This is a genomic window from Enterovibrio qingdaonensis (genome assembly GCF_028683135.1).
Taxonomy (GTDB): Bacteria; Pseudomonadota; Gammaproteobacteria; order Enterobacterales; family Vibrionaceae; genus Enterovibrio; species Enterovibrio qingdaonensis.
Window position 1 is genome coordinate 1 of record NZ_JAJUBB010000004.1, and the last position, 16,638, is coordinate 16,638.

At 47.6% G+C, this 16,638-nt stretch carries 15 protein-coding genes; 4 read left to right on the top strand and 11 right to left on the bottom strand.

All coding sequences use genetic code 11. The annotated features are described in order from the left end of the window. Nucleotides 1-144: 144 nt before the first annotated feature. Complete coding sequence (locus tag LRP49_RS06990; protein ID WP_274141205.1) at nt 145-531, bottom strand: VOC family protein; 387 nt, start codon at nt 529-531, stop codon at nt 145-147. 125 nt (nt 532-656) lie between these two features. Beyond that, nucleotides 657-1,559, bottom strand: coding sequence for a LysR family transcriptional regulator (locus LRP49_RS06995; protein ID WP_274141206.1), 903 nt, complete (start codon nt 1,557-1,559; stop codon nt 657-659). 101 nt (nt 1,560-1,660) lie between these two features. Between LRP49_RS06995 and LRP49_RS07000 the strand changes: the two genes are divergently transcribed. After that, nucleotides 1,661-2,581 (top strand): DMT family transporter, encoded by a 921-nt coding sequence (locus LRP49_RS07000; protein WP_274141208.1) that lies wholly within the window; start codon nt 1,661-1,663, stop codon nt 2,579-2,581. Between the two features lie 84 nt (nt 2,582-2,665). On the opposite strand, the gene LRP49_RS07005 is transcribed toward LRP49_RS07000, so the two are convergent. From LRP49_RS07005 to LRP49_RS07025, 5 genes are all read right to left on the bottom strand, one after another. Beyond that, nucleotides 2,666-3,091: a hypothetical protein gene (locus LRP49_RS07005; protein WP_274141210.1), complete on the bottom strand. Its 426-nt coding sequence runs from the start codon at nt 3,089-3,091 to the stop codon at nt 2,666-2,668. 103 nt (nt 3,092-3,194) lie between these two features. Then, complete coding sequence (locus LRP49_RS07010; protein WP_274141211.1) at nt 3,195-3,980, bottom strand: DUF2076 domain-containing protein; 786 nt, start codon at nt 3,978-3,980, stop codon at nt 3,195-3,197. A 353-nt stretch (nt 3,981-4,333) separates the two neighbouring features. Beyond that, entirely contained in the window at nt 4,334-4,987 is a 654-nt protein-coding gene (locus LRP49_RS07015; protein ID WP_274141212.1) for an inorganic diphosphatase, read from the bottom strand. A gap of 286 nt (nt 4,988-5,273) precedes the next feature. Continuing rightward, the gene (locus LRP49_RS07020; protein ID WP_274141213.1) at nt 5,274-7,076 is read right to left on the bottom strand and encodes a hypothetical protein; all 1,803 of its coding nucleotides are present in this window, start codon (nt 7,074-7,076) and stop codon (nt 5,274-5,276) included. Nucleotides 7,077-7,459: 383 nt separating this feature from the next. Beyond that, complete coding sequence (locus LRP49_RS07025) at nt 7,460-8,830, bottom strand: MATE family efflux transporter (RefSeq protein ID WP_274141214.1); 1,371 nt, start codon at nt 8,828-8,830, stop codon at nt 7,460-7,462. Nucleotides 8,831-8,936: 106 nt separating this feature from the next. Here LRP49_RS07025 and LRP49_RS07030 point away from each other — a divergent pair, with 106 nt between their 5' ends. Next, nucleotides 8,937-9,818, top strand: coding sequence for a LysR family transcriptional regulator (locus LRP49_RS07030; protein WP_274141215.1), 882 nt, complete (start codon nt 8,937-8,939; stop codon nt 9,816-9,818). 69 nt (nt 9,819-9,887) lie between these two features. Here LRP49_RS07030 and LRP49_RS07035 read toward each other — a convergent pair whose 3' ends face one another. Together LRP49_RS07035 and LRP49_RS07040 are read right to left on the bottom strand one after the other, a co-directional pair. Further along, nucleotides 9,888-11,180 carry a hypothetical protein gene (locus tag LRP49_RS07035; RefSeq protein WP_274141217.1) on the bottom strand — a complete coding sequence of 431 codons (1,293 nt, stop codon included), beginning with the start codon at nt 11,178-11,180 and terminating at the stop codon, nt 9,888-9,890. Nucleotides 11,181-11,443: 263 nt separating this feature from the next. Next, nucleotides 11,444-12,256 carry a hypothetical protein gene (locus LRP49_RS07040; RefSeq protein WP_274141218.1) on the bottom strand — a complete coding sequence of 271 codons (813 nt, stop codon included), beginning with the start codon at nt 12,254-12,256 and terminating at the stop codon, nt 11,444-11,446. 283 nt (nt 12,257-12,539) lie between these two features. On the opposite strand from LRP49_RS07040, the gene LRP49_RS07045 reads away from it, so the two are divergent. Then, entirely contained in the window at nt 12,540-13,400 is an 861-nt protein-coding gene (locus LRP49_RS07045) for an AraC family transcriptional regulator (RefSeq protein ID WP_274141219.1), read from the top strand. A gap of 33 nt (nt 13,401-13,433) precedes the next feature. Here the strand turns inward: LRP49_RS07045 and gcvA are convergent, their stop codons facing one another. Beyond that, nucleotides 13,434-14,354: a transcriptional regulator GcvA gene (gcvA, locus tag LRP49_RS07050; protein WP_274141220.1), complete on the bottom strand. Its 921-nt coding sequence runs from the start codon at nt 14,352-14,354 to the stop codon at nt 13,434-13,436. Between the two features lie 118 nt (nt 14,355-14,472). On the opposite strand from gcvA, the gene LRP49_RS07055 reads away from it, so the two are divergent. Continuing rightward, nucleotides 14,473-14,760: a hypothetical protein gene (locus LRP49_RS07055; RefSeq protein WP_274141221.1), complete on the top strand. Its 288-nt coding sequence runs from the start codon at nt 14,473-14,475 to the stop codon at nt 14,758-14,760. A gap of 111 nt (nt 14,761-14,871) precedes the next feature. Here LRP49_RS07055 and rimO read toward each other — a convergent pair whose 3' ends face one another. After that, on the bottom strand, nt 14,872-16,287 hold the full coding sequence (gene rimO / locus LRP49_RS07060) for a 30S ribosomal protein S12 methylthiotransferase RimO (protein ID WP_274141593.1): 1,416 nt from the start codon (nt 16,285-16,287) through the stop codon (nt 14,872-14,874). Nucleotides 16,288-16,638 lie beyond the last annotated feature (351 nt).

The following is a 16,638-nucleotide window of genomic DNA, read 5'->3' on the forward strand; positions in this document are numbered from 1 at the left end:
TTCCAAGTTAGCGTCCCCCGCTACGCTTTCCCTTCCCTCTGCGTGTTTTTTACTGTTGGTGTCAGTGATTTTGCGCTCCCTGCCCTTCTTAATCGCCTCATTGACCTAGTATTACCAAAAGAAAAGGCGCGTTCGCGCCATTTTCTATTCGTAACAAACCGCCTGAAGCTTATTTCCGTCTGGGTCCCTGACATACGCTGCGTAGTAATTGGGGCCGTAATGCACCCGTAAACCCGGTGCACCTTCATCAGCCCCGCCATTGGCCAGTGCTTCTGCATAAAACTCATCGACTGCTTCGCGACTTTCGGCATTAAACGCGACGTGCGTGCCATTGCCCCACGTTGCTGGTCTGCCATCGAACGGCTTGTAGAGATACAGAAAGGGCATTTGATTGTCTTTGGCGTAAAGCGGTGGTTTGCCTGGTGGCTTGGGAACGCGGGCCAATCCCAAAGGCTTTAATACAGCATCATAGAATGCTGATGCCCTTTCGTAGTCATTGGTACCCAGTGTGATATGGCTAATGATGGACATATCTGAACCCTCGCTTCTTTTCGTCCCGTACCGAAGATTATGGCAGTTTGGTCTGGGCTTTCATTGGCCTCTTTTAATTCGTCCCCTGCTCGCTTTGCGTGACACGTTTAAACCCGACACTTAGACTAAACTTCATTCAGCGAAAACCATTGCTGCAGGGCGTCAGCGGTGGTTTTGATGACCTCGTTTTTGCGGTCTGTTTTCCGGCTGATGATAAACCAGGTTAAAGGCAGCCCTTGCTTGGTAACAGAAACGGCAGCCACGAGTGATTGTCTGATAGTGCGTTTAAGTGCCCAGCGGGAAAGAATACTCACGCCCAAATCAACGGCGATCATTTCTACGATGGCGTCGGTCATTTCCACCACTTGCATGTGTGGAAGGCGAATACCGGAAGGTCGGATAAAACGCTCGTATTCAAAGCCAGGCAGCGCATCCAGACTGTATGTGAGGTAATCAACATCCACCAGATCTTGCGCCTCTATCCACGGCTTGGCGGCGAGTGGGTGATTGGGGTGCGTCACCAGCACCAGTTCATCGTCCATCAGAGGTTTGCAGTCCAGAGCGGGATTCTCAGAACGCGCGGGAGAAATAATGATGTCGGTTTTTCCCGTTATCAAGGTAGCTTCAGCTTCGCGGGTGGCGGCGGCGACAAAATCTATCTGAAGCTTTTCTCGGCTGAACGTCAGCGATTTCAGAAACCCTGGCACCCAATGGTAAGCGGAATACTCAGCAATCCCAATTCGCACTAGGTGACTGGCATTGGCAGCTGTGCGCTCAAATTCGTCTTCAGCGCGCGATAACTCAGGCAAAATCGAAGAGGCGGTTTGGATCAACGCTTGTCCGGCTGGCGTGGGCTTTAGCCGTCGTCCTTCACGCTCAAATATCGCACTCCCCAAACGGCGCTCAGCCTCCGCAAGGCGATGGCTCATTGCAGGTTGTGTCACACCAATTGCGTCTGCGGCTGCCCCCAAGCTGCCATATTTCCCCATCGCATCAAGCAACTGCCAGTGTCGGATCTCCAACCTCACACATGCATTCCTTTTATGTATATATAGAGTTATTCATTAATCATTCTACATAAACATAGCTAGTATTCTCCCGTCGTTCTTTAAAAATGATAGGGAGACGCATGATGGGAATTTGGATGGTATTGGCAGCGGCATTGGGTTTCAGCTCGAACCCTTTGTTGGCACAGTTGTTGTTGAGTCAGGGATTCTCTCCAGACTCCATCACACTGTACCGCTTTGCTATCCCGACGTTCGTGATGCTGCTGTTACTGAAAAAACGTCCGGTATTGGATGGTGAGTTTCTGCGTTTTATCGCGGTAGGTGGCCTCTCAGCACTCGGTATGTTGGCCTTTATGTCGAGTCTGACCAAGCTTGAGCCGAGCGCGGTGATCCTCACCTACTACGCCTACCCAATGTTCGCGATTGTGATTGGCTGGCTTTGCTTCAATAAAGCAATGAGTCGCAACCGGATGATTGCCGCGATGCTGATTGCTATCGCCGTTGGCATTATGCAAGAGTCTCAAGATTTTGGTGCGTCTTGGGACGAATTGATGCTTTGCCTTGCGGCTCCAATGTCGTTCGCGTTAGTCATCAATATGTTCTCACTGCCGGAGAAAAACCACGATACTTCCGCCCGTATGTTTGCGGCACTGTTGGGTCACATGGTGATTCTTGTGCCTATCACACTGCTCAGCGGTAGTCCGTTATCAATTCCAACATCCGTTGATCAGCTTTGGCTGATTCTGGCATTGGGTATTTTGTCCGCCGCTTTGCCGCAATACCTGTTTTCCCGCGGCGCACAATTAGCAGACATGGAGCAAACCACCATGATCAGCAGTTGCGAGGTAGTGTTTGCGTTGGGATTGGCGTGGATCTTTTTGGGTGATGCGATGAGTCAACGTGATGTGATGGCCACTGCCCTGATTTTGCTAGCAGGTCTCATCCGCTATGAGGGTATCCCTCACCCCAGACGTGACGATGGTAATACCACAGTTAGTGAGAAAGCACTGCCAACGCAACATGCCGAGGAGCCTACGCGCTAGCAGCGTGCCGCAAACGGCACTATAACCCAGACATAAAAAAGCCTGCGAGATTCGCAGGCTTTCTTTTCGTAAACGCAGTGACGGTTACATCACGCACTCTTTGGCTTCTTTTGCCATATCAACGCTCTTTTCAATCAGCGTTTGTGCTTCTTCGTTGGTGATGGTTTGCATCACTTTGTTCATCAGCTTTTCTGCTGTTGATTCAGAGGTCGCATCAACCAAGCAGCTGTATGCATTTGATACGTGATCTTTCACATCTTCGAGCGCAGTTGGGTTGCTGAAATCCACATTCATGGCCTCTTCAACAGACTCTGCGAGTGCTTTCGCTGACGCTGCGGCATCACCAAATTGGTCGAGGTTCAGCTCACTCAGGTCTACCGATTCCACTTGTTCTTGAATCGTATCCACCGCTTTGTTTGCTGCTTCTTGCGCTTGGTCAATGGCGTTGTTTGCTTCTTCACAACCCGCAAGGGCAGTTACCAGCAGAACTGCTGTGATGGCTTTTTTCATTGTATTTACCTCGAAAATTCGCGGGTTCCTAACATGCGCCCCCGCGATAGACTAACTGCCCTGATTATATTCGAGTTTCAGTGAAGAAACAGTCAGCAAATGATCACCACGAGCTACTGTCGTCGTCAAAGCCGCCAAAGTCACTGTCATCACCACCAAATGAACCGTCATCTCCACCATAGCGGCTTGGATCATCATCTTGGTCGTTGTTGGCAAAGCCATCATCAAAGCCTGAATCACCAAAGCCTGAGTTTGAATCATCAAACCCTGTACCTTGGTTCCAACCACCGCCGGTATAATCTTGGGTGTAGTTGTCGGTGCCATCTAGGAAACTGCCACCCGTGTCTCCACCTGCATTCGCTGTATCAGCTTGTGAGTCGCTGGTGTCGGTTTGGTCTTGGGACGCATCTTGCTGATCGCCCGTTGCATCATTAGGCTCTTCGATGATCGTATTGTTGGTGATGTCTTCAACCGGAGACGACATATGATCGCCACCAAAGAAAAGATGACTCAACGCGCTACCCGCAACCATACCCGCTGCAACACCTGCGGCTGTTTGCATGAAACCGCCAAATGCACTTGGACGATAAGCAGGTTGAGGCGGTGGTGGTGGCGTTCTGTCACCGCCAAACATTTTGCTCAAACCGCTTCGGCTTGATTCTTGTTTGTAGAATTCGGCGTTGCGTTGCAGGTAATCATTACGCTCTTTCATTTCTTTGAGGGCAACTTCCTGAGCAAGCGCGACCTGCGTAAGACGATAAACAATGTCTGGCTGCGACGCGATTGCCTCTTGAACGAGCTGCGCGGCGGCTGGGTCTTTTGCGTTATTTTGGTTTGAACGCATTTTGTCAGCCAGTTTTTGAATAAGTTCTTGTTCTTGCGGAGTCATGATTTCCCCCATCCTCGCACTTACAACGAGGGGTATGATTTAACGTAATTGCACCATACGCCAATTGCTGATCGCGAACAGCCAGACAAACATACTTTGCAAATTTGTCAGGCGGGCTGTCGCTGACCGGGGCTCTTGGCATATCGTCAGCAAGCAAAGGTTCTTACTTTGTTCGGGTATGCTCAAGCATGGCAGATATCGTCAAGGCGAATTGTTCAATTCTGGAGCAAGGTGTGTGAAAGGAAACGCTGAAAACACCCCTTCATAAGTGACACTGTCACCACTTGGAATGATATAGATATTAAAAAGCCCAGCGATAATGCCGGGCTAGGTATTTTAAGAGGTGCAGCGTCTTAGGCTTTGAAGTGCTTCATGGCTTGTTCTAAGACTTTCTGAGCTTCTTCACCTGACATCACGCCTTCGACTTTCATGCCGCCATCTGCGCCTTTATAGTTCGCAAACCATGTTTTTACGATCTCAACGACACCCGGGTATTCTTCTTGCAGTTGTTCTACTGACTCAATGTCTTTGAATGGCGATTGCTCAACCACGGGTACCGCAATCAACTTGTCATCCTGCTCGCCGCCATCCAGCATTTTGATGCCGCCAATGACGCGAACCGGAGCAACGCTGCCGCGTTCCATTGCTGCACCTAATACCAGAATATCCAATGGGTCACCGTCACCGCCTAACGATTTAGGCAAAGCCGTGCTTGGAATGGTGCCATAGTTACCCGGGTAGCCAAGGTAATGCACGATACGCGGCTGGCCATTCTTAAATTCCCAATTGATGATTGAGCTATCACGTTTGCTCACTTCCCACTTTTCATTGTCACCTGTCGGGATTTCAATGATCGCATTAATGGTGCCATTTGCGTTTTGAGCAGGAATGTCTGACAAGTAGTCTTGGCTTGCTTTAATCGTGTAAGTATCAATCTGTTCAAACTGCGTGGCAGCAAAAGTCGAAGTGCTTAAAAGAAGGCTTGCAAACAAAATAGACGGTTTCATATGGAGTTCCATTTCAATTAGATGCGGGGATCATCGTCTGATTTGATGACGAATAAATGGCAGTTTTGTTGCCAATTGAAGAAATATGCCGTTGCCTAATTTTCTTGTCTACGCGCCTAGAATAACGAAGCGGCTTGGCGCTCAAACTACAGAGTGAATGACGCTGCCAATGTTTGGAAAAAGAAAAGGCCCTATCGATAAGCGACAGGGCCTTTCTGCATCTTTATTCGTTCATTTTTCGGACATCGAGATGGAGTCCAATGTTGAACGCACCGTTTTCTCGCCGTTATGGCTGTACCAACTTAGCTAAGAAAGCACTGTAGTCCGCTTTTTGGCCCGCTAACCAGACACTTCCATCGTCTGCTTTCATTAGCCCACTTAAACGCGCGAGATCCGTAGGCGCGAAGTACTCTGCAACCACCTCGTTATCCGGCGTCGCTTCGGTAAGATAAATGAGACAATCGCTGTAACAGCTTTCTTCCGACTCTTCTGCGTATAGGAAGTTTCCGTTGTCTAACTTAACAATGCCAACCAATACTCGGTATGCATTGTTGTTCTCTGTATACCACGCTGGCTTGGGAATGGTTTCCTGCACAGCCAAGTCCGTTGCTGCCTCGGTCGTGTTTGGAATGCGCTCTCCACAGCTGGTGTATAGAACGTTTTCAAAGCTAAACATACGTTTGCAACTGTCTCTGTCCACTGGGCTATAAGCCAAGGTTTTAACCGGAGCCGTGGTCAGATCGTTATCCGTAAAACGTTCAACGAGTACTTTGTAATCACCTAAATCGTTGTTGTCATAACGTACGTATATGTTCCCATTACTCTCCGTCATGGTCAGCGGCAAATAGCTTGAGTTAGCAAAACTTGCTTGACGCACTATCGTGCCTGACGTGATATCTACTTCATACACAAGACGATGGTCTTCAATGAATAACGAATCTCCAACCAGGGCGATATGACTTCCTGCAATGTCATCAATAGCGACGGGCACTGATGTAATCACTGACGATGCGGGAGTAGCAAGGTTAGGCTGCACCCTTGTTACATAGAAGTCTTTGTCAATATATCCGCCATTACCGATGACAAAGGTTATTTCACCCGTCGCTTCATCAATAAAGACGTCACTCGTCTCATTGTTTTCTTCATTATTGATGGGAACAGTGATCGTCGGGCTGCCATCAACGGGCACAATGTTGAGTTCGGGACTGTTAAAAAGATCACTCAATACGACGATTGCATCATAGTAACTGCTGTACTTAACCTTATTAGGCCAACTCGATATATGACTTACGCTCTTGGCGTCACTGTATGTCGCTGTCGGGATTGTCGTCGCAACATAGCTCACATCAATCGCAACACTGTCCACACAACCCAGTCCACCGCAAAGCTCCATGGTATATCGATGGCCTGCATTCAGTTCCGCATCCGTTCTGGAACTGAAGCTGTCTTCTTCGACATTACAGATGGCGGTGTCTTTCGCATCGTTATACGTACATAACGTTGTCGACCATCCATCTTGATTCGTAAACGACACCAGCGTCGTCGTGTTTTGGCTAACCCCAGTCACTGGTATTTCGATGGTGTATTCCGTATTGGTTGGCGCATCTTTTCTTGCTGTTACTTCAACCGACGTATCAACGGCATTGCTGATAGACGGTGTCGAAACATCAAACTGAACGTAGACATCTACTGGTGACCCTACCACTTGCTTGGAGCAACTTTGGTCGTAGCAAAAGTAAAGGGTAAGCAGTTCAGAAAAGTCACTTGTCACACTGTCAAAAACGATCCCAGCATGTGGTGTTGACCCTATTAGTTCGAGAGATACTTCACTGACATTCGTTGACTCAGCTTTATCACTGCCAACGTATAGATAAATAACTTGCGTGGAATCAGGCAACGAGACGTTGAGGGGAATGTCGAGCCAATAATTTGAGTTTGAGCCATCAGTGGTGATGGAATAGCTTGTTTGTGTCGGCGTTATTTGTCCGCCTGTATCGCCGGCCAAGTTAGATCCATCGCTGTCGCCACCTCCGCCACCACAACCGGCCAGAATAGCAACTAGCGCAGATATTCCTAAAAAGCGTTTCATGATTCCATCCTTGTAGCACTTTAGTTAGCCAAAGAATGTACTAAATCAGTTTCACACCACAATTAAATAACACCATGAAAACCAATAGTGTCGAAGCACTTCACATTACCACGCTAAAATAAAATTGATTACTGTAAACGCTAAGCCTTCCTGATGAGGATGGATACAAATATTTACATAAAAACATACAGTTAAAATATTCATTTTATTGTGGATAAGATATGCAACAAAAATCATAAGTGAGCATTGAATGGGTTAAAAAACCATTCAAAATCCAAATGAAACGAAAGTTAAACACACTTGAAACATTTAATCATATAAGAAAAGCCAGCAGTTTATGCTGGCCTTGTTGGAAAGTGACCTTGCCGAGTCGCGATTACCTGCTAGCTTGCATGCGCAGGAACCGCAGCAGAAGGTGAATGACACTCCAACTTCTTCAATTCTGAAATCAGCATCGGAATCACAACCAGTGCCAGCACGAGATTCGAAATCGGCATGGCTAACCACACGCCATCAACACCCCACACTTTTGGCAACAGGTACAAGAATGGTAACTGCACTAACATGTTGCCGACCGAAACGAATAGTGCCTTACCGCCTTTATCTATAGAGATAAAGAACACAGAGGCGGCGAAGAACAAACCGTCTAAGAACATGGCGAACAAATGCAGCCTAGCACCATGAACAGCAACTTCAATTAACTCGGTATTGCCTTTGCCAAACAACGCGATGATCTGTTCAGGCGCAATGTTGAGCAACGCGACTGCAGCAAATCCAGTCACTAAAATTGCGCCTAATGCAATTTTCACTGTCGCCTTTATTGCCGAAAATCTGCGTGCGCCATAGTAGTAACTGACTGGCGGCTGCATGCCGTTTGCCAAACCTTCCGAAAATAGGTAATACATGGTAGCGATATAACCCAATATGGCATACGCCCCAACATATACCGACGATCCATAGCTCATCAGCAAGTAGTTGTGCACTGCTATAACAAAGCTGAAGTACAAGAACATAAACAGCGTTGAAGAACCCAGCTCTACCGTGTGCATCGCTTTTTTAATACAAAACTGTAGGTGCTGAATGCGACATTCTGCTTTTCGTGACAGGAAGTAACACAACCCACCAACGACCACCAATGCTTGAGAAATTACCGTGGCAACCGCAGCACCTTCTAGACCTAAGCCCATCACGCCAATCAACAAATAATCCAGCACAATGTTAGCGACAGCTCCCAAAATCGTCAGGGCTGTGGCCCAGTTGGGGCTATTGTCGTTTCTCACCAATAACGGCAACGCACCAGCACCGATGGTAAACACGGCACCAAAAACAAACACATTCAGGTAGTCTTTCGCATGGAGAAGCGGCATGCCTGATGCATTCTGTGCCGCCATCAACGCGTCAGTTCCAAAATACAGAAACGTACTCGATACTGCGCCCAGCCCCAGCATTAACCACAGCGACGTACTGAGTGTGAGACCGACCCCCTCTGAATTATTCTCGCCACGGTAGATAGAAATAACACTGCCCGCGCCCATGCCGACCAAGATACCAAAGCCCATGATCACACCAAGCACTGGCCAAGACACATTGATACCTGCCAAACCATCGACGCCCACATAATGACCGACAAAAAAGCCATCGATGACTTGATAAAAGCCGCTGACAATCATGGCAGCGACCGATGGAACCGCATAACGCCAAAAGGTGCGGGACACAGATTCGTTTTTAGGTGGTGAGGAAATTATGGTACTCATTTTACGTAACTCAATGGAACAAAGATGCGAGAATGATATTCCCAATTAAGATATAAAAAAGTTAGTATCCATCTTCATTAGAGATTGGTTATCGGGAGTATGCTTGATGAATTGGACGTTAGACCAACTGCGCGCATTTGTTGTATCGGCTGAGCTCGGGTCATTTTCCGCAGCGGGGCGACGCCTTGGTAAGGTGCAATCACGGATCAGTAGTGCAATTGCTGATCTGGAGGTGGATTTAGGCTTTGATCTGTTTGATCGTTCGGGTAAATACCCCACGCTGACCGACGGCGGGAAAGAACTGCTGGTCGAGGCAACCGCCGTGCTCAACCAATGCGAACGCCTGCAGGCCATGGCTGAAAAAGTCTCCAATCACGATGAAACGTCCCTGTCGATTACATGCGATGAAGCAATTTCAATAGAAGCTTTCGATAAATTCATCATAGATATTGCCGAGAAGTACCCTGGGTTAAAACTCACCGTCACCAACGGGTCTCGCGACGATATTGCAACAGCCGTAGTGGAGTGCCGCGCCGACATTGGCATTACGTTTCGACAAAGCGAACTTTCGCCGGCATTGGAGTTTGAATCCATCGGTCACCTCAGTAATGTGCTTGTTATCAGCCCTCATCACCCACTCGCAAAGAAAAAACGACTTACGTTGAAAGACCTTCAACCTCTTAGACAGCTTGTGATCTGTGATAAAAAAGGCACAGGGCGAGGCACACCACTCACCCCCGATTATTGGCATATAGATAGCTATTTTTTCATTAGCGAATTGGTGATGCATGGGCTTGGATGGGCAATCATCCCCGACCATGTGGCAAACTCAAGTTGGTATGACGGAAGCTTAAAAATTTACCCCGTCAGTCAGCTAGGTCAGTCCGTGGTTATGGAAGTGGGGCTGGTCAAACGACGCGACAAGCCGCTAAGCCCGATATCAAGCTGGCTGTTGCAGCAAATGAAAACACGGTTTGATGGAAGGTAAAGGCAACGCATACTGAAATAAAAAGAGGGTGACGACACCCTCTTTGAGTTGGTTCTCGCTGAACGCTTTCTAAATAGAAAGCCAAGTCAGTGATTTCAGCGGTTCCACATACTTTGTCACCGCTTTTTTCTTCAAATACGTAAAGCTCGCGTAAACCGTGAAAGGTAGGATATACATGGCAATTCCAAGCGTGGAAGCCAAGACATTTTGGTTAATAGCACCAACACCTAACAAGAGTACATCGAGCAAGAATACGGCCACGAAACAGAGGTAAGTCAATTTGGCAACCGTAGGAAACAGCATACCTTTCGACTTGCTTTTGCTCGCGCAAAAATTTACGCCGTAATAAAGCACATTTACAGCAACCAACAGCGAGAAAAATGCGTATTTAGCATTCCCCCACAGCGAGAAATAGTGTTGAAGGATGAACTGCTTCAAGGACATGAATGCGTCAAAGGGAACGAAAACAAGAGAACCAATGCTCGCCAATGCGCCATCATGAGGAAGCAGGTTTAAAACGGTCAGCAACAAAATAGACAGCAGTACTGCACTAGGCACCGCAAACATCATGACGCGCTTCACTGATACCGATTCTTTCACCGTTTTCTGCACGGTGTAGCGATACGCTGCAATTTCTCTTCTTACCTTCCCGAAGACCATCCATGAGAGAAAGGGAAACTGTTGTAAGCACACGTCGTCGTCATCATGTTTAGCGATATACTCTAAAAATGGCACGTCGTTTAACATGCTCATTTCCGTTACCGGTGCTTTGTTATGTTTGTAGGGCTGACAGGCTTGTTCCAGCTGATGCCGCACGTCATTAATGTAATGCGTCGCCTTTTGGCCAAGCTTTTCAATATTGTCCACCCAGATTTCTAAACGATTTTCTTCATCTGGCACGCCACAAATAGAGAAGGTTTGCTCCTCGCCTCCCATATCCAGCACCATTTTGCTTACTGGCAATACGCCGCGACAGCACTCGCCTGTCTGCGCGTCCCAAATCACATTATCAATGAATGCGCTCTGGTCTAAAATCACCATTTTCTCGGGACCACTGCTAAGGTCTAGTCTCACTCGACGACCTTTACCCGCAGCATTTATCGCCCAAACATGGCTTGTCGTTGGCTCACAATAAAAATGCTTTTTCTCTGGCGCATCTTTATCTTCATTTGACAGTGCTACCCATTTCTCTGAGCCGACATCGGCTTGTGCGTCAGAGCACATTAGAATTTCAAGGTAACGCCACTCATCGAAAGAGACGAGACGAACTGACGTGTCAAAGTACTTCTCGTGCGTTGTTTTTATCGTATTAAAAAACGTATCAAATGCATCACGTAACTGAATTTCTAAGCCCGATTTCACGACAGCTCCACGGTGTATGTCGGCCAAAATTGCGGTCATGATGGGGCAAGAAAGGTTAAAAAACAAAAGCTAAATGCAGACAATTTGCAGTAAAAACAAAGTGGTGAAAAAGCGCGCAAAAAGAGCTCACACTTTAACCGCGCGAGCCTTAAAAAAACTGGCTGATCTCCACTGCTTTCGTTGTGCCTGAATCTCTTTTTCAACCACAGTCTGGACGCCCAAGCTTAGAAATAGCGTTCAGGATTAGGTCGCCAATTGGCGCTTTATTGAGCAGGTAAGCTTTGCAAATTATGCTGGAAGTCTTGTGTCAAATATTGAGGGGGCATAACGTTGCCATCTGAGATTGATTTTGGCCTTACCCAACCGTCTAAATTAGGAAGTTTGTATTTGAATGGATCTGACGAATCCGTTTTTAATTGATAAGACATGAACTCAGCCACTAGTTCTGCACTACCATTACTGTCCGCCCCGCTCTTCGCACCTGTCGTTGCCGACTGCTTTTTCTCCAACAAGGCGATGAGTTTTTTCATAAGGTCAGTATGCGTTTTGGCTGCCGTCTCGGCGTCATTCCTTGCACTTTCCAACTCATGCAATTGTATTGTATACAACTGCTCAATTTGCTCATCACTATATCCCAAGCTTTTCAGGCTGGACTGAAGCGTTATCCAATCTAACGCGACTTTAATATTCTTGGGGGCTTCTGTCTTCCATGGAAACGTTGGTTCTTTAGGTGGAGCAAACCATTGCTGAGTTCGCGCGGTTGTTCCAACAAGGGTGCCAATTAAATAGAACAGAGAAAAGAAAATAAGCGTCGTGCCTAGCGTTCGCTTAACACTGGCCGCGTTCTGTTCCATTTTATCAATCAACGTCGCCGCAAGTTCTTGGTTGCCCGCAATACCTTCTGGCAAATCTTTCAGTGCTTTGTAAGGCTGTAACAATCCAAAACCTGTGACCACCAAACCAAATATCAAAGGGATCACAATACTCACCACAGGCGTTGCTGACCCACCAACCATATACCCAACCGAAAGACCCGTAATGGACAGACCAATAATTAGCGGAATACTATTTTTCATCGTTCCCTCTCCTCGCAACAAGCACCAATCCAACGTGCCATAAGGAAGGCAAAATGAAAAATCCGATGTCGTGCGATGTGATAAACGCCCTTAAGAAAAAAGGGATTATCCAGACAATTTGCAGTAAGCACCAATCGGTGAAAAAGCGCGCAAAAGATGGTCAAAAGTTACTCTCAACCCAATACTTTTAGAAACACATCATCCAAACGCCTCGGGAAAATCCGCAAGATTTGCTAAAACGACCAATGCTAGGTTGAACAGGCTGAACGAGGAGGAGAACACTATGCGTCAATCAACCGCCGAGCATTATCGTAAGCGAATCGATGTCTTGTTTGATTACATCTATGAACACATCAATGACGATCTTGATATGGCAACCTTGGCTGACGTTGCTCTGATATCCCCTTATCACCTGCATCGCGTGTACCGTGGCATTTATGGCAGTAGCTTGTCAGACACCATTAAAAGGATCCGGCTTCATAACGCCTCCGATACGCTGATCAACTCCGATCTTTCAATCGAAGACGTCGCAAAACAGGCGAAGTACACCTCAGTGCAGAGTTTTACTCGTGCGTTCAGTGAATCATTTGGTATGCCTCCCGCTCGATTTCGGCGTGAAGGCGACCATATTCAATTCTCCCTGAATCCGCTAAATACTGAGGAATCGATTATGCATGATGTCACCATTAAACATGCCGACGGAATGACGCTGATCGGCTACGAGCACAAAGGCGACTACATGAACGTTGGCCAGCAATTTGAAAAGCTGCAAGGCTGGTTGGTGTCAAAAGGGTTACTCACCGAAACAACACGTTTTTTCGGTGTGTATTTTGATGACCCGGAGTCTGTCCCTATCGACAAATTAACCTCACTCGCTTGCGTGCGCGTCGATAACGTCGCCGATTTTCCCCTCGAAGAAGACATGCACAAATACACCGTTCACCCAACCAAGTGCGCGGTACTTAATTACAAAGGCCCCTACGCCAATATGGATGCAGCCTATAAATGGCTGTTCGCGAATTGGTTACCAAGCTCGGGCGAAAAAGTAGGATATCAACCTGTGTTTGAAGAGTACCTGAACGATGCTCATCACGTTCCACAAACCGAGCTTCTGACGGATATTTATATTCCCTTAGAGTCGTGAGTGATTGAATTCACTCGCCAGCGAAGTCGCTATTTAGCTGCTTCGCTGTCCCTTAATTTCTCCCTCAATCCATTGTTTAAACGCTTGAACCTTTTTTAGCCTGAGGTGGGATTCAGGACAGACAAAGTAGTAGTTGAACGCGACCATTTGATTGAAGTCTTCACCGAAAGGGTAAATCAGATTGCCGCTTTCAATGTCTGAGGACACCAAGGCTTTTGCTGTCAACGCGACACCTTGCCCTTCAATGGCAGCTTGCAAGGCCAAAAACTCGGTAGAAAAATGGTGCCCCGCATCGGGATCTATATCTGAAAGCCCAGCAGCTCTTAACCACATTCCCCAACATGGCGCACTCTCCTGTCCCGTTTGCCACGCAGAACGAAGCAACATGTGATGCCGCAAGTCATCTGGGTTTTTCAGGGGATTATCACCACTCAACAAAGACGGACTACACACTGGGATCACTTCTTCCGGAATCAAGGTTTGGCAGTACAGATTAGGGTAGCAACCCGCGCCATATCGAAGGGCAACATCGACACCGTCGGATCGAAAATTAACGAGGCATTCGCAGGCATCTACGCGCAATCGATACTGAGGATAAGCTTTGTAAAAGCTTCCCAACCTCGGCAATAGCCATTTTGCCGCGAATGTCGGAGAAGCGCTCACTACCAGCTCATTGCTTTGCTGCCGTCGGCGTAATTGTCGTACACCTTCTTCGAGTTTTGAAAACCCTTCCTCCATAAACGGGTAAAGTTGCGCCCCCGCTTCTGTCAGTTCTAGCGAACGGACTTTGCGCTCAAACAACTGAACATCTAAATAGCTTTCCAAAGATTTTATCTGCTGGCTCACTGCCGCAGGTGTGACATGCAGTTCTTCCGCAGCGGCTTTGATACTCAGCAAACGCGCAACGCTTTCGAACGCCCGTAAGGCATTAAGTGGGGGCAAGTGTTCTTCCATGATTAAGATTTCCTAACTCTGGTTAAGGAATACTCGTTTGTAGACCTTATCAGGTTAAACCATCATCAACCACTAGATAAGCAAATCTAACCTATACCCCAATGAGGAGGGTTGAGCGATGAAACCACTACACGCAAAACATGCCTTACTTGTAGAGCCGTTTAACCAAAGTGTATCTGCATCACCCGTAATCAGCCGCATATTGCTCCGTGCGGTCAACGCTATCTCTAACACAATCAGTGCATATCAAGTGAAGAAGGCAAAACGAAGTGTGTACAGAGAAGTGAGTGACTATCCTGCTTATCTTCTGGAAGACATTGGTATGACACCGGATGAGGTGATGCAAATTAGACGAAAGAGAGAGCGTCAATGTATGACTAAAATCCATGAGTCGGTCAGGCGTTAATGATACTTTCTGACACGGTCGAGCGACTCTCTCATGAGCCTGACAAAATGTGGCTTAGCGAGGCACAAAAAAAGCGGCTAACAGCCGCTTTTTCTATTCTATGAAGGTCGATTAACGAACGACAGAACCCCATAGGTCATATTCGTCAGCGTGTTCAATCGCAACATCCACGATATCACCCGCTTTCACGTTAAACTCTTCGTTCAAGTACACAACGCCGTCGATTTCAGGTGCGTCTGCATACGTACGACCAAGTGCACCTTCTTCGTCCACTTCGTCGATCAGCACTTTCATGGTGGTGCCGATACGTTTTTGCAGTTTCGCTGCGCTGATTTCTTGTTGTAGCTGCATGAAGCGATCGTAACGGTCTTGCTTCACGTCTTCCGAGATTTGATCGTCAATCTCGTTCGCTGCCGCACCGTCTACTGGCGAGTATTTGAAACAACCTACGCGGTCCAGTTGTGCTTCTTTCAGCCATTCCAACAGAATTTGGAAATCTTCTTCGGTTTCTCCCGGGAAGCCCACGATGAAAGTAGAACGGATCACCAGCTCAGGGCACATCTCACGCCATTTCTTGATTTGCTCAAGGGTACGCTCTGCTTTACCCGGACGCTTCATCGCTTTCAGTACGCGAGGGCTCGCGTGCTGGAAAGGAATGTCCAAGTAAGGCAGGATTTTACCTTCCGCCATCAAAGGAATGATGTCGTCAACGTGTGGGTATGGGTACACATAATGCAGACGCGTCCAAATACCCAGTTTGCCCAACTCTTCGCTCAATGCTTTCAGGTTCTGACGAACAGGCATGCCGTTCGCAAAGCCCGTACTGTGCTTGGTGTCGACGCCGTAAGCACTGGTGTCTTGGCTGATCACCAATAGCTCTTTCACGCCCGCATTTTTCAGACGTTCCGCTTCGCTCAGCACTTCGCCCACTGGACGGCTTACCAGATCACCACGCATTGACGGGATGATGCAGAAGGTACAACGGTGGTTACAGCCTTCCGATATTTTCAGGTATGCGTAGTGCTTTGGCGTCAGTTTCACGCCGTGGTCAGGTACCAAGCTGGTGAACGGATTGTGTTCTGGCTTCGGCGCAAACTGGTGCACGTGTTCCAGTACGTTTTCGTAAGCGTGTGGGCCGGAAATGCCCATTACACCCGGGTGAACTTCGCGGATTTCATCTTCGCGCGCACCCAGACAGCCAGTAACGATTACTTTGCCGTTTTCTTTCAGTGCTTCACCGATGGTGTCCAGAGATTCCTGAACGGCGCTGTCGATGAAACCACAGGTATTTACAATTACCACGTCTGAATCGTGGTAGCTGTTTACAATCTCGTACCCTTCGGTGCGCAATTGCGTAAGAATGCGTTCTGAGTCAACCAGGTTCTTTGGACAGCCCAAAGACACAAACCCGATTTTGTTACCACTCGCTGTGGCAGTCTCGCCGCGGTTATCATTTTGCTCCGCGATCGTTTTTTTCGCCGTCTCTAACGTCGTTGTTTTATTTGGCGTGTAGGTTTCGACAGTCATGCTTTCATTGCTCACAGGTTGCCGCCATTCGGTGGAACGGCGTAATTAGCCGGCGATTATACCTGCGCGAGAAAATACAGACCACATTAAGATGTGAGATAAGTCACCAAAATAGAAACTGTGCCTCTTCCCCATATCGCTCCACCTGTACCACGTCACTTCCGCCTCGAACGCCAATATTCACGAATATTGTTTGCGTTAAATCAATATCAATGCCGTTGCACATCGTTTCATCTCGCTTTGCGCCACCGCCAATGGCAAGCCCATTTAAGGTTCACCATCATGAAAAAGAAAGGAGTCTGGAACTGAACAAGGTGTAGGTGTTTTCTACAATGGCGTAAAGCTCGATAA

Coding starts and splice junctions, on each gene's coding strand:
- LRP49_RS07045 (WP_274141219.1), top strand. CDS start 12,540: ATGCGTCAATCAACCGCCGAGCATTATCGTAAGCGAATCGATGTCTTG.
- LRP49_RS07015 (WP_274141212.1), bottom strand. CDS start 4,987: ATGAAACCGTCTATTTTGTTTGCAAGCCTTCTTTTAAGCACTTCGACT.
- LRP49_RS07055 (WP_274141221.1), top strand. CDS start 14,473: ATGAAACCACTACACGCAAAACATGCCTTACTTGTAGAGCCGTTTAAC.
- LRP49_RS07020 (WP_274141213.1), bottom strand. CDS start 7,076: ATGAAACGCTTTTTAGGAATATCTGCGCTAGTTGCTATTCTGGCCGGT.
- LRP49_RS07000 (WP_274141208.1), top strand. CDS start 1,661: ATGATGGGAATTTGGATGGTATTGGCAGCGGCATTGGGTTTCAGCTCG.
- LRP49_RS07030 (WP_274141215.1), top strand. CDS start 8,937: ATGAATTGGACGTTAGACCAACTGCGCGCATTTGTTGTATCGGCTGAG.
- LRP49_RS07025 (WP_274141214.1), bottom strand. CDS start 8,830: ATGAGTACCATAATTTCCTCACCACCTAAAAACGAATCTGTGTCCCGC.
- LRP49_RS07005 (WP_274141210.1), bottom strand. CDS start 3,091: ATGAAAAAAGCCATCACAGCAGTTCTGCTGGTAACTGCCCTTGCGGGT.
- rimO (WP_274141593.1), bottom strand. CDS start 16,287: ATGACTGTCGAAACCTACACGCCAAATAAAACAACGACGTTAGAGACG.
- LRP49_RS07010 (WP_274141211.1), bottom strand. CDS start 3,980: ATGACTCCGCAAGAACAAGAACTTATTCAAAAACTGGCTGACAAAATG.
- LRP49_RS07040 (WP_274141218.1), bottom strand. CDS start 12,256: ATGAAAAATAGTATTCCGCTAATTATTGGTCTGTCCATTACGGGTCTT.
- gcvA (WP_274141220.1), bottom strand. CDS start 14,354: ATGGAAGAACACTTGCCCCCACTTAATGCCTTACGGGCGTTCGAAAGC.
- LRP49_RS06990 (WP_274141205.1), bottom strand. CDS start 531: ATGTCCATCATTAGCCATATCACACTGGGTACCAATGACTACGAAAGG.